Annotated in this window: 11 protein-coding genes; 3 read left to right on the top strand and 8 right to left on the bottom strand. The window is 59.0% G+C overall.

Annotated elements, in window-relative coordinates; translation table 11 throughout:
* Nucleotides 1–108: 108 nt before the first annotated feature.
* From hflD to AB4N64_RS06005, 4 genes are all read right to left on the bottom strand, one after another.
* Complete coding sequence (gene hflD, locus AB4N64_RS05990) at nt 109–732, bottom strand: high frequency lysogenization protein HflD (protein ID WP_460122867.1); 624 nt, start codon at nt 730–732, stop codon at nt 109–111.
* Nucleotides 729–1,862, bottom strand: a complete 1,134-nt coding sequence (gene mnmA / locus AB4N64_RS05995; protein ID WP_460122870.1) for a tRNA 2-thiouridine(34) synthase MnmA — start codon at nt 1,860–1,862, stop codon at nt 729–731. The genes hflD and mnmA overlap by 4 nt, the downstream gene beginning before the upstream one ends.
* Nucleotides 1,863–1,921: 59 nt before the next feature.
* On the bottom strand, nt 1,922–2,368 hold the full coding sequence (locus AB4N64_RS06000; RefSeq protein WP_460122873.1) for an NUDIX hydrolase: 447 nt from the start codon (nt 2,366–2,368) through the stop codon (nt 1,922–1,924).
* A gap of 192 nt (nt 2,369–2,560) precedes the next feature.
* On the bottom strand, nt 2,561–4,786 hold the full coding sequence (locus AB4N64_RS06005; protein WP_460122876.1) for an NADP-dependent isocitrate dehydrogenase: 2,226 nt from the start codon (nt 4,784–4,786) through the stop codon (nt 2,561–2,563).
* 507 nt (nt 4,787–5,293) lie between these two features.
* Between AB4N64_RS06005 and icd the strand changes: the two genes are divergently transcribed.
* Nucleotides 5,294–6,550, top strand: a complete 1,257-nt coding sequence (icd, locus tag AB4N64_RS06010; protein ID WP_460122879.1) for an NADP-dependent isocitrate dehydrogenase — start codon at nt 5,294–5,296, stop codon at nt 6,548–6,550.
* Nucleotides 6,551–6,630: 80 nt separating this feature from the next.
* Here the strand turns inward: icd and cspD are convergent, their stop codons facing one another.
* Nucleotides 6,631–6,900 (bottom strand): cold shock domain-containing protein CspD, encoded by a 270-nt coding sequence (gene cspD, locus AB4N64_RS06015; protein WP_460122882.1) that lies wholly within the window; start codon nt 6,898–6,900, stop codon nt 6,631–6,633.
* Between the two features lie 223 nt (nt 6,901–7,123).
* Between cspD and clpS the strand changes: the two genes are divergently transcribed.
* Nucleotides 7,124–7,507 (top strand): ATP-dependent Clp protease adapter ClpS, encoded by a 384-nt coding sequence (gene clpS / locus AB4N64_RS06020; protein ID WP_192304177.1) that lies wholly within the window; start codon nt 7,124–7,126, stop codon nt 7,505–7,507.
* Between the two features lie 30 nt (nt 7,508–7,537).
* The gene (clpA, locus tag AB4N64_RS06025; protein ID WP_460122885.1) at nt 7,538–9,808 is read left to right on the top strand and encodes an ATP-dependent Clp protease ATP-binding subunit ClpA; all 2,271 of its coding nucleotides are present in this window, start codon (nt 7,538–7,540) and stop codon (nt 9,806–9,808) included.
* 227 nt (nt 9,809–10,035) lie between these two features.
* Here clpA and infA read toward each other — a convergent pair whose 3' ends face one another.
* The 3 genes from infA to aat form a co-directional block, all read right to left on the bottom strand.
* Complete coding sequence (gene infA, locus AB4N64_RS06030) at nt 10,036–10,254, bottom strand: translation initiation factor IF-1 (RefSeq protein WP_002553999.1); 219 nt, start codon at nt 10,252–10,254, stop codon at nt 10,036–10,038.
* Between the two features lie 100 nt (nt 10,255–10,354).
* Nucleotides 10,355–11,062: an arginyltransferase gene (locus AB4N64_RS06035; protein WP_460122888.1), complete on the bottom strand. Its 708-nt coding sequence runs from the start codon at nt 11,060–11,062 to the stop codon at nt 10,355–10,357.
* Nucleotides 11,063–11,118: 56 nt separating this feature from the next.
* Nucleotides 11,119–11,799 (bottom strand): leucyl/phenylalanyl-tRNA--protein transferase, encoded by a 681-nt coding sequence (gene aat, locus AB4N64_RS06040; RefSeq protein WP_460122891.1) that lies wholly within the window; start codon nt 11,797–11,799, stop codon nt 11,119–11,121.
* Between the last annotated feature and the right edge of the window lie 179 nt (nt 11,800–11,978).

Genomic DNA, 11,978 nt, shown 5'->3' on the forward strand with positions numbered 1-11,978 from the left:
GGGCAACGAAATGGGGCGCGTATCATACATGAAAAAAACCGCCGGTCCGTTGCCAACTGACCAGCGTTGTACGCGTTTCACATCAAACAGGGTGCTGCGGGTGCCAAATCAACTGCTGCGCATCAGCGGGTAAAGCTCTTTGAGCAGTTTTTTGCGGCTGATCACCAACTGCCAGCGATGGCCGCCCAGTTGCCGCCACAGGCGCGCGGAGCGGATACCCGCCAACAGCAGCGCGCGGATCTTCGAGGCGTTGCTCGGTTGCTGCAGGTTGCGCATGTCGCCATGCACCTGAATCCGCTGGCGCAGGGTGCTCAGGGTGTCCTGGTACAAGGCGCCGCACGCCGCGATCACGTTTTCGTGAGCGGGCCCGAAGTGTTCGACCTGGGACTGGATCTGCGGCAGGCGTTTGCCAATCACTTCCAGCATGTCATCGCGCTTGGCCAGTTGGCGCTCAAGGCCCAGCATTGCCAGGGCATAGCGCAACGGCTCGCGCTGGAGCGTGCTCGGGTCGCGTTCAAGGGCGCCGATCAGCGCACGATAACCTTCACGCAGATTGAGGTCATCGCCGCCGTAGACTTCCAGGGTGTCCTTGGGGTCGCGGATCAGCAGGCTGCCGAGCATGCAGGTCAGGCCTGCTTCGCTGGTCTGGCCGGTCTTGGCGATTCGGTCTACCAGCACGGCGGCGAGAAACACGCCGCCCAGTGCCGTCAATTGCTCCTGGATCGGGCTCATGAGGCGTTGCCTTTGCTGGTCCACGGTTCAGCCACTTCAATGACGCCGCCGCCCAGGCAGATTTCGCCGTCGTAGAACACGACCGATTGGCCCGGGGTGACTGCGCGTTGCGGGTCATCGAAGGTCGCACGATAGCCGGTGGCCGTTTTTTCGAGCGTGCACGGCTGGTCGCCCTGGCGATAGCGGACCTTGGCGGTCAGCTTGCGCGGCTGGCTCAGTTCGATCGGGTTGACCCAATAGATGTCCGAGGCGAGCAGGGCGCGTGAGAACAGGTACGGGTGGTCATTACCCTGGCCGACGATCAGCTCGTTGTGCTCCAGGTCCTTGATCAGCACGTACCACGGCTCATCGCTGGCGTCTTTGAGGCCGCCGATGCCCAGGCCCTGACGCTGGCCGATGGTGTGGTACATCAGGCCATGGTGGCGGCCGATGACTTCGCCTTCGGTGGTCTTGATCTCGCCCGGTTGTGCCGGCAGGTACTGCTTGAGGAAGTCGCTGAAGCGGCGTTCGCCGATGAAACAGATCCCGGTGGAGTCTTTCTTCTTGGCGGTGGCCAGTTCGTATTTCTCGGCAATCGCCCGGACCTGCGGTTTTTCCAGTTCGCCGACCGGGAACAGTGTCTTGGCGATCTGTTCACCGCCGACGGCGTGCAGGAAGTAGCTCTGGTCCTTGTTCGGGTCCAGGCCCTTGAGCAGCTCGGTGCGGCCATCGATGTCACGCCGGCGTACGTAGTGGCCGGTGGCGATCAGGTCAGCGCCCAGCATCATGGCGTAGTCGAGGAACGCCTTGAACTTGATCTCGCGGTTGCACAGGATGTCCGGGTTCGGCGTGCGGCCGGCCTTGTATTCGGCCAGGAAATGCTCGAACACGTTGTCCCAGTACTCGGCGGCGAAGTTGGCGGTGTGCAGCTTGATGCCAATCTTGTCGCACACGGCCTGAGCGTCCGCCAGGTCGTCCATGGCCGTGCAATATTCCGTTCCGTCGTCTTCTTCCCAGTTCTTCATGAACAGGCCTTCCACCTCGTAACCCTGCTCGATCAGCAGGAGGGCGGAAACGGAAGAGTCCACGCCGCCGGACATGCCGACAATGACGCGCTTCTTTTGTGTGTCAGAAGGGGCTGGATCACGCATAGGGATTTAATGAGTGTCTTGAAAAAGGACGCGATTCTATCAGGCTGCGGTCCACAAGGCTAAAGAGAAGGGCGGATCAGTTCGAGGGCGAAGCGTTTACCGTCCAGATAATCATCGATGCAACGCATGATCAACTCGCTGCGCCAGTGTTCTCGCTGCTCGATCAATTCATCACGGGTCAGCCACCGGGCGCCGACGATGCCGTCGTCCAGTTGATAGTCGGGGTGGTGTTTAAGAGCCTTGGCAATGAAGCAGACCCGTTGGTAGGTCACGCCGTTGCTGAGGGCGGTGTACAGGTAGATACCCAGTACGCCGGTCGGCTCGACGTCCCAGCCGGTTTCCTCGAGAGTTTCGCGCACGGCGGCTTCGATCAGGGTCTCATTGGGGTCGAGGTGGCCGGCGGGCTGGTTGAGCACGTTGCGCCCGTGTTTGGTCTCTTCGACCATCAGGAAGCGGCCGTTGTCTTCGACGATGGTGGCGACGGTGATGTGGGGTTGCCAGTCCATGGGTGTCCTCGATGTATAAATGTCATCACACTAACCCCTGTAGGAGCTGGCTTGCCAGCGATAGCGGTGGGTCAGCCTGCATCAATGGTGAGAGATGAATCGCCATCGCCGGCAAGCCAGCTCCTACAGGGGGTGAGGGCCAGAAACACAAACCCCGGCACTGGGCCGGGGTTCGCTTGCAGCTTTACAACTTTACACCAGTGCAGCAATCGCCGCGTTCAGCGTAGCGCTCGGACGCATGGCCTTGCTGATCAGCTCGGCATCGGCGTGGTAGTAACCACCGATATCAACTGGCTTGCCCTGCACGGCGTTGAGCTCGGCAACGATGGTTGCCTCGTTCTCGGCCAGTGTCTTGGCCAGGGTCGCGAACTGCGCTTGCAGTGCAGCGTCTTCGGTCTGGGCGGCCAGGGCCTGGGCCCAGTACAGTGCCAGGTAGAAGTGGCTGCCGCGGTTGTCGATGTTGCCGACTTTGCGCGATGGCGACTTGTTGTTGTCCAGGAACTGGCCAGTGGCCTGGTCCAGGGTCTTGGCCAGAACCAGCGCCTTGGGGTTGTTGTAGTTCACGCCCAGGTGCTCCAGAGAAGCGGCCAGAGCCAGGAACTCACCCAGGGAGTCCCAGCGCAGGAAGTTCTCTTCCAGCAGTTGTTGAACGTGCTTGGGTGCCGAACCGCCGGCGCCGGTTTCGAACAGGCCACCGCCATTCATCAGCGGCACGATCGACAGCATCTTGGCGCTGGTGCCCAATTCCATGATCGGGAACAGGTCGGTCAGGTAGTCGCGCAGTACGTTACCGGTCACCGAAATGGTGTCCTTCCCTTCGCGGGTGCGCTGCAGGGTGTACTTCATTGCGTCGACTGGAGCCATGATCTGGATGTCCAGGCCAGCGGTGTCGTGATCCTTCAGGTAAGCCTGAACCTTCTCGATCACCACGCCGTCGTGGGCGCGCATTGGGTCCAGCCAGAAAATGGCCGGAGTGCTGCTGGCGCGAGCACGGTTGACGGCCAGTTTGACCCAGTCCTGGATCGGCGCGTCTTTGGTCTGGCACATGCGGAAGATGTCGCCGGCTTCAACCGACTGTTCCAGCAGCAGGGTACCGTTGCTGTCCGTTACGCGGACAACGCCGTTGCTCTTGATCTGGAAAGTCTTGTCGTGCGAGCCATACTCTTCGGCTTTTTTGGCCATCAGGCCAACGTTTGGCACGCTGCCCATGGTGGTCGGATCGAACGCACCGTTGGCTTTGCAATCTTCGATCACGGCCTGGTAGATGGTGGCGTAGCAGCGGTCCGGGATCACAGCCTTGGTGTCGTGCAGTTGACCGTCGGTGCCCCACATCTTGCCCGAGTCACGGATCATGGCCGGCATCGAGGCGTCGACGATGACGTCGCTCGGCACGTGCAGGTTGGTGATGCCCTTGTCGGAGTTGACCATGGCCAGCGCCGGACGAACGGCGTAGACCGCCTGGATGTCGGCTTCGATGGCGGCTTGCTGTTCGGCTGGCAGGGATTTGATGCGCGCGTACAGGTCGCCAATGCCGTTGTTCAGGTTGAAGCCGATCTGTGCCAGCACGTCAGCGTGCTTGGCCAGTGCGTCCTTGTAGAACTCGGCAACGATCTGGCCGAACATGATGGGGTCGGAAACCTTCATCATGGTGGCTTTGAGGTGAACCGACAGCAGTACGCCTTGTTGCTTGGCGCTGTCGATTTCGGCAGCGATGAACGCGCGCAGGGCGTTTTTGCTCATCACGGCGCAATCGAGGATCTCACCCGCTTGTACGGTGGTCTTTTCCTTCAGAACGGTGGCGGTGCCGTTTTGAGCGATCAGCTCGATTTTAACGGCGCCAGCGGCGTCGATCAGGGCGGCCTTTTCGCTGCCGTAGAAATCGCCGGTGCTCATGTGCGCGACGTGGGACTTGGAGTCCTTGGCCCAGGCGCCCATTTTGTGCGGGTGCTTGCGTGCGTAGTTCTTGACCGACAGCGGCGCGCGACGGTCAGAGTTGCCTTCGCGCAGGACCGGGTTCACGGCGCTGCCCTTGATCTTGTCATAACGCGCCTTGGCGTCTTTGTCGGCGTCGTTGGTCACGGTTTCCGGATAGTCCGGCAGCGCGTAGCCCTGGGCTTGCAGTTCCTTGATCGCGGCTTGCAGCTGTGGAACCGAGGCGCTGATGTTAGGCAGCTTGATGATGTTGGCTTCAGGCGTAACGGCCAGGTCGCCCAGTTCGGCGAGGTGGTCGGCTACGGCTTTGTCACCCAGTTGCTCGGGGAAGCTGGCCAGGATGCGCCCTGCAAGAGAGATATCGCGGGTTTCCACGGCGATATCAGCCGAGGCGGTGAACGCCTCTACGATAGGCAACAGAGAATAGGTGGCGAGGGCTGGGGCTTCGTCGGTGAAGGTATAGATGATCTTCGAGCGGGTGGGCATATTCGGATTAACTCTCTCTTCTATGCTAAAGCGTGCGCAGAAACTCGAGGTGCGCCGGATAAGCGCGTTCGTTCAAAGTCATCCATGAGCCGAATGTCGAGATTTGTGCGCGGTGATGTTGGGTGCATCAGTCGAGCGGCAAGCGTATGGGCGGTGATAACAGCCCTGCTTTTCAGGCCCGAGATCTCGGCTACTAATACAGTTGCAGGAGAGGTCGGCCGTCGTGACTCTGTGGTCAGCGGGCGGCATTATACATAGGTAGCTGGCAATCTGCCGATGGTTCATATGCAACGATTGTCGTCCATTGGTCTAAAGGTCGCAGGCAGGCCTGGAGCGTAGAGTCGTGGCACGTGCTTGAGTTTGGCGCTTTTCCCTTGGTTTTCAGGCTTGTAGGGCACTAACTGCGTGGCTTTGCGGCAGATGGGTGGAACATAGGGTTTGCGCGCCGATTCAACTGGGGTATGTTCGAACCAAGCCAGATGTTCAATCCAAATAATGGAGTTCAGCATGGGTTACAAGAAGATTCAGGTTCCAGCCGTCGGTGGCAAAATCACCGTCAATGCAGACCATTCTCTCAATGTTCCTGACAATCCGATCATCCCGTTCATCGAAGGGGACGGTATTGGCGTCGATGTCAGTCCCGTAATGATCAAAGTGGTTGATGCTGCCGTGGAAAAGGCCTATGGGGGCAAGCGCAAGATTTCCTGGATGGAAGTCTATGCCGGCGAGAAAGCCACCCAGGTTTATGACCAGGACACCTGGCTGCCCCAGGAAACCCTGGATGCCGTGAAAGACTATGTGGTTTCCATCAAGGGACCGCTGACCACGCCAGTCGGTGGCGGTATCCGTTCGCTTAACGTAGCCCTGCGCCAACAACTGGACCTGTACGTCTGCCTGCGCCCGGTGGTGTGGTTTGAAGGCGTGCCAAGCCCGGTGAAAAAACCTGGCGACGTCGACATGGTGATTTTCCGCGAGAACTCCGAAGACATCTACGCCGGTATCGAGTGGAAGGCCGGTTCGCCTGAGGCCAACAAGGTTATCAAGTTCCTGAAGGAAGAAATGGGCGTCACCAAGATCCGTTTCGACCAGGACTGCGGCATCGGCATCAAGCCGGTCTCGAAAGAGGGCACCCAGCGTCTGGTGCGCAAGGCTCTGCAGTACGTGGTGGACAACGACCGCAAGTCGCTGACCATCGTACACAAGGGCAACATCATGAAATTCACCGAAGGTGCCTTCAAGGACTGGGGCTATGAGGTGGCGAAGAACGAATTCGGCGCCGAGCTGCTCGATGGCGGCCCATGGATGAAGTTCAAGAACCCGAAAACCGGTCGCGAAGTCATCGTCAAGGATGCCATCGCCGACGCCATGCTCCAGCAGATCCTGCTGCGTCCTGCCGAATATGACGTGATCGCAACCCTGAACCTCAACGGCGATTATCTCTCCGACGCATTGGCGGCAGAGGTGGGCGGCATCGGCATCGCGCCGGGCGCCAACCTGTCCGACACCGTGGCCATGTTCGAAGCGACCCATGGCACCGCGCCGAAGTACGCTGGCAAGGATCAGGTCAACCCGGGTTCAGTCATCCTGTCGGCCGAGATGATGCTGCGTCACCTGGGCTGGACCGAGGCGGCGGACCTGATCATCAAGGGCACCAACGGAGCGATCAAGGCCAAGACGGTGACCTATGACTTCGAGCGCCTGATGGAGGGCGCCACCCTGGTATCGTCTTCCGGGTTCGGCGAGGCGCTGATCAAGCACATGTAAACCCGCAAGCAGCCAAAAAACCGCTCGGCTCAATCACTTGAGCGGGGCGGTTTTTTTATGGCTGGGTATCGGCGGGCAGGTCAGTTCGGGACGGTGTCATGCGCGCTGTTGAGCGCTGCAACTGCCGGTGTCTCGGGATTCTTGACCGCTGCGTCATTAATATCCACCGCATGCAGCCCCTTGGGGCCCTGGATGATTTTGAAGGATACAGCCTGGCCAGCCTTCAGGGTCTTGTAGCCGTCCATCTTGATGGCCGAGTAATGGGCAAACAGGTCTTCCGACTTGCCTTCCTCGTTGATGAAGCCATACCCCTTTGCATTGTTGAACCACTTCACCTTGCCGACTGCCATACACATATCCCTCTGCAACGGACTCCATCACTGGAGTATCATCCAGACATCCGCAGCCAAATCTTTAAATATGATTGACTCCACGGACCTTTTTTACCCACTGTGGGCTCTATTGGTTGTAACACCGTTTTGCCGATAGTCAAGGCGACCCGGCTGCCGGTGTTGAAATCGTTGAAAACCGCCCCCAATACTGTATTTGCACAACTGACGAACCTTTCTTTCCATGCATGCAATCAGCCAGATTCGACTAACATTCAATCAGGATCGCCCGACTCTCCAGAATGATCGCCCGGAGGAACACGACGACGATTCCGCAGGCATTGCTGTTCAGGAGGCCAAGCCTGCTTTACAGGCGCCGCCGATGTACAAGGTGGTTTTGTTCAATGATGACTACACACCGATGGATTTCGTCGTCGAAGTGCTCGAGGTGTTTTTTAATCTGAATCGCGAGCTGGCGACCAAGGTCATGCTGGCCGTCCATACCGAAGGACGGGCAGTATGTGGAGTGTTTACCCGCGACATTGCCGAGACCAAGGCCATGCAGGTCAACCAGTACGCCAGGGAAAGCCAGCATCCGCTACTCTGTGAAATCGAGAAGGACGGTTAATCGCCGACCACTTGGGTATGAGGTGAAGCTATGTTAAACCGCGAGCTCGAAGTCACCCTCAATCTAGCCTTCAAGGAGGCCCGTTCGAAGCGTCATGAGTTCATGACCGTCGAGCATCTCCTGCTGGCCCTATTGGATAATGAGGCTGCCGCCACCGTTTTGCGTGCCTGCGGCGCAAACCTCGACAAACTCAAGCATGACCTGCAGGAGTTCATCGACTCCACCACGCCATTGATCCCCGTTCATGACGAGGACCGCGAAACCCAGCCAACCCTGGGCTTCCAGCGTGTTCTGCAACGTGCTGTCTTCCATGTACAGAGCTCGGGCAAACGCGAAGTGACTGGCGCCAACGTGCTGGTTGCAATCTTCAGTGAACAGGAAAGTCAGGCAGTGTTCCTGCTGAAACAGCAGAGCGTTGCGCGCATCGATGTCGTCAACTACATCGCCCATGGCATTTCCAAGGTGCCGGGGCATGGCGATCACTCTGAAGGTGAGCAAGATATGCAGGACGACGAGGGCGGTGAGTCTTCTTCTTCAGGCAATCCCCTGGATGCTTATGCCAGCAATCTCAACGAACTCGCGCGCCAGGGGCGGATCGATCCGCTGGTGGGTCGTGAGCTCGAAGTCGAGCGCGTTGCTCAGATTCTTGCGCGGCGCCGCAAAAACAACCCGCTGCTGGTCGGCGAGGCGGGCGTGGGTAAAACCGCGATCGCCGAGGGCCTGGCCAAGCGCATTGTCGACAACCAGGTGCCGGACCTTCTGGCCAACAGCGTGGTGTACTCCCTCGATCTGGGCGCCTTGCTGGCCGGGACCAAATACCGTGGCGATTTCGAGAAGCGCTTCAAGGCGCTGCTCGGCGAGCTGAAAAAACGCCCGCAGGCGATCCTGTTCATCGACGAAATCCACACCATCATCGGTGCAGGGGCTGCGTCCGGTGGCGTCATGGATGCCTCGAACCTGCTCAAGCCGCTGCTGTCGTCCGGTGATATCCGCTGCATCGGTTCGACTACCTTCCAGGAGTTTCGCGGGATCTTCGAAAAAGACCGCGCCCTGGCGCGACGCTTCCAGAAGGTCGATGTGTCGGAACCTTCGGTGGAAGATACCGTGGGTATCCTGCGCGGCCTGAAAGGGCGCTTCGAGCTGCATCACAACATCGAATACAGTGATGAAGCCTTGCGCGCTGCCGCTGAACTCGCTTCGCGCTACATCAATGATCGGCACATGCCGGACAAGGCGATCGACGTCATCGACGAGGCGGGCGCCTACCAGCGTCTGCAGCCGGCGGAAAAACGCGTGAAACGCATCGAAGTGCCTCAGGTCGAGGACATCGTCGCGAAAATTGCGCGGATACCGCCAAAACACGTCACCAGTTCCGACAAGGAGCTGCTGCGTAAGCTCGAGCGTGACCTGAAGCTGACGGTGTTCGGCCAGGACGCGGCCATCGATTCGCTGGCCACCGCCATCAAGCTGTCCCGTGCCGGCCTCAAGTCGCCGGACAAACCCGTCGGTTCGTTCCTGTTCGCAGGGCCTACCGGGGTAGGTAAGACCGAGGCAGCGCGGCAATTGGCCAAGGCTCTGGGTGTCGAGCTTGTGCGATTCGACATGTCCGAGTACATGGAGCGCCACACGGTCTCGCGTCTCATCGGTGCGCCTCCAGGCTACGTCGGGTTCGATCAGGGCGGTTTGCTGACCGAAGCCATTACCAAGCAGCCTCACTGTGTATTGTTGCTCGATGAAATCGAGAAGGCGCATCCGGAAGTCTTCAACCTGCTGTTGCAGGTCATGGACCACGGTACGCTGACCGATAACAACGGACGCAAGGCGGATTTCCGTAACGTCATCGTCATCATGACGACCAACGCCGGTGCCGAAACCGCAGCGCGGGCTTCTATCGGTTTCACTCATCAGGACCACTCGTCCGATGCGATGGAAGTGATCAAGAAGAGCTTCACGCCTGAGTTCCGCAACCGCCTGGACACCATTATCCAATTTGGTCGCCTCAGCCATGAGGTCATCAAAAGCGTGGTGGACAAGTTCCTTACCGAGCTTCAGGCGCAACTGGAAGACAAGCGCGTGCAGCTGGAAGTGACCGATGCAGCGCGCAGTTGGCTGGCGCAGGGTGGCTACGACTCGGCAATGGGAGCTCGGCCGATGGCGCGTTTGATCCAGGACAAGATCAAGCGTCCGCTGGCGGAAGAGATCCTGTTTGGCGAACTGGCGGACCATGGTGGTGTGGTGCATATCGACATCAAGGATGGCGAGCTGACCTTCGATTTCGAGACCACTGCCGAAATGGCCTGATGTTTGACTGCTGCAAGGAAAAAGGCGCCGAAAGGCGCCTTTTTTCATATCGCCGCGCGACTGTAGGAGCGAGCATGCTCGCGATGGGCGCCAACGATAACGCTGGGCGTCTGACACCAAGCGGTGTCTCTGCGCGCATCGCGAGCATGCTCGCTCCTACAGGGGGGAGTGCACTCCCGCACAAACAAAAACGCCCGGCCAAAGCCGGGCGTCTTGTATTGACTTGATTAACGAGCGCGGTAAGTGATGCGCCCTTTGCTCAAGTCATAGGGAGTCAGCTCGACGCGCACTTTGTCGCCGGTAAGAATACGAATGTAGTTCTTGCGCATCTTGCCGGAGATGTGCGCGGTTACGACGTGCCCATTTTCCAACTCCACGCGAAACATGGTGTTGGGCAGGGTGTCGACGACAGTGCCTTCCATTTCGAAGCTGTCTTCTTTCGACATGCAGTAAAGCCCTCGGTGTCCAATGAATGGCCCGGTGCAACTGCGCCAGGCAAAAGCGGCGTGCATTGTGCCCGAAAAATGGGGTTTACGCCAAGGGGTTCTAGTTCAGGATGACCCATCGCTGGTTAATCAGCAGTTCAATGGGGCGATATTGGGTCTTGTAACTCATCTTTTTGCAGTTCTTGATCCAGTAGCCCAGGTACACCGCTTCCAGTTGCAGGCGTTGGGTCTCGGCGATCTGCCAGAGGATCGCATAGCGCCCCAGGCTGCGTCGTTCTTCGTTGGGTTCATAGAAGGTGTAGACCGCCGACAGGCCATTGGGCAGCAAGTCGGTCACGGCCACGGCCAGAAGCTGGCCATTGAGCCGAAACTCATAAAAACGCGAAAACGGCAGGTCGCGTACCAGAAAGGTCGAAAATTGATCGCGACTGGGCGGATACATGTCGCCATCGGCGTGGCGCTGTTCGATGTAGCGCTGGTACAGCTCGAAGTATTCTTCGCTGAACTTGGGTTTGGCGGGGCGTACTTGCAGGTCGGCATTGCGCTTGAAGATGCGTTTCTGCTGACGGTTGGGTACAAACTGCGCGACGGGAATGCGCGCCGGCACGCACGCATTGCAGTTCTGGCAGTGTGGCCGGTAAAGATGATCGCCGCTGCGACGAAAACCCATTTCCGACAGGTCTGCATAAACATGCACATCCATGGGCTGGCTGGGGTCGAGAAACAGCGTGGTGGCCTGCTCCTCGGGCAGGTAACTGCAAGAGTGGGGTTGAGTGGCATAGAACTTCAAACGCGCCAACTCGGTCATGATCAACCCTCGGGATAAGCTTTTGAATAAGTGTAAGCCAAGCGCGCCAATGTCGCTCAGCAAACCCAGGTGGCGCGGTTGGGTTGGTCCAGGTGTCGCGCCAGGTAGCCGGCGAAGTCCTGGCGTGGGATGGCGCGGGCGCCGAGGCTGTGCAGGTGATCGGTGGGCATCTGGCAATCGATCAGCACGAAACCCGAGTCTTTCAGATGTTTGACCAGCTTGGCAAAGCCAAACTTGGAAGCGTTGTCGGCGCGACTGAACATCGACTCGCCGAAAAACAGTTGGCCCATCGCCAGGCCGTACAGGCCGCCGACCAGTTGGCCATCGTCCCAGACTTCAACGCTATGGGCATATCCACGGCGGTGCAGTTCGAGGTAGGCATTGCACATTGTTTCGGTAATCCAGGTACCGTCGGCGTAGGCCCGGGGCGCGGCGCAGGCGTGGATGACCGCGGCGAAGTCCTGGTCGAACGTCACCTGATAGCGCTGTTGGCGCAATAATTTGCTCAGGCTGCGCGAGACGTGCAGTTCGTCGGGAAACAGCACCGTGCGTGGGTCAGGTGACCACCACAAAATCGGCTGCCCTTCGGAAAACCAGGGAAAGCAGCCATGGCGATAAGCCTGGACCAGGCGATCGGCGGACAGGTCGCCGCCGGCCGCCAGCAACCCATTGGGGTCGCGCATGGCTTTTTCCAGTGGCGGGAAGGTCAGGGAGTTGCGTTGTAACCAGGTCAGCATGGCGTCCGGACTTACAGAAGGGGAGGGCGGGGTGCCTGCATGAAGTTTGCAACCAAATGGCGGGAATGTCGTCGAGCAATTTTCACCATTTGCCTTGCGTCGGGGCCGTCTCGCCCGGGCGCGAGGCATTGATACGTACATCCTGGTTACACGCGCAAGGTTGCAACTTGGCGCGAGCG

The sequence above is a fragment of the Pseudomonas sp. S2_C03 genome (assembly GCF_054668405.1).

Bases quoted from the DNA above. Each gene is read 5' to 3' on its own strand.
- hflD (WP_460122867.1), bottom strand. From the start codon at position 732: ATGAGCCCGATCCAGGAGCAATTGACGGCACTGGGCGGCGTGTTTCTC.
- mnmA (WP_460122870.1), bottom strand. From the start codon at position 1,862: ATGCGTGATCCAGCCCCTTCTGACACACAAAAGAAGCGCGTCATTGTC.
- AB4N64_RS06000 (WP_460122873.1), bottom strand. From the start codon at position 2,368: ATGGACTGGCAACCCCACATCACCGTCGCCACCATCGTCGAAGACAAC.
- AB4N64_RS06005 (WP_460122876.1), bottom strand. From the start codon at position 4,786: ATGCCCACCCGCTCGAAGATCATCTATACCTTCACCGACGAAGCCCCA.
- icd (WP_460122879.1), top strand. From the start codon at position 5,294: ATGGGTTACAAGAAGATTCAGGTTCCAGCCGTCGGTGGCAAAATCACC.
- cspD (WP_460122882.1), bottom strand. From the start codon at position 6,900: ATGGCAGTCGGCAAGGTGAAGTGGTTCAACAATGCAAAGGGGTATGGC.
- clpS (WP_192304177.1), top strand. From the start codon at position 7,124: ATGCATGCAATCAGCCAGATTCGACTAACATTCAATCAGGATCGCCCG.
- clpA (WP_460122885.1), top strand. From the start codon at position 7,538: ATGTTAAACCGCGAGCTCGAAGTCACCCTCAATCTAGCCTTCAAGGAG.
- infA (WP_002553999.1), bottom strand. From the start codon at position 10,254: ATGTCGAAAGAAGACAGCTTCGAAATGGAAGGCACTGTCGTCGACACC.
- AB4N64_RS06035 (WP_460122888.1), bottom strand. From the start codon at position 11,062: ATGACCGAGTTGGCGCGTTTGAAGTTCTATGCCACTCAACCCCACTCT.
- aat (WP_460122891.1), bottom strand. From the start codon at position 11,799: ATGCTGACCTGGTTACAACGCAACTCCCTGACCTTCCCGCCACTGGAA.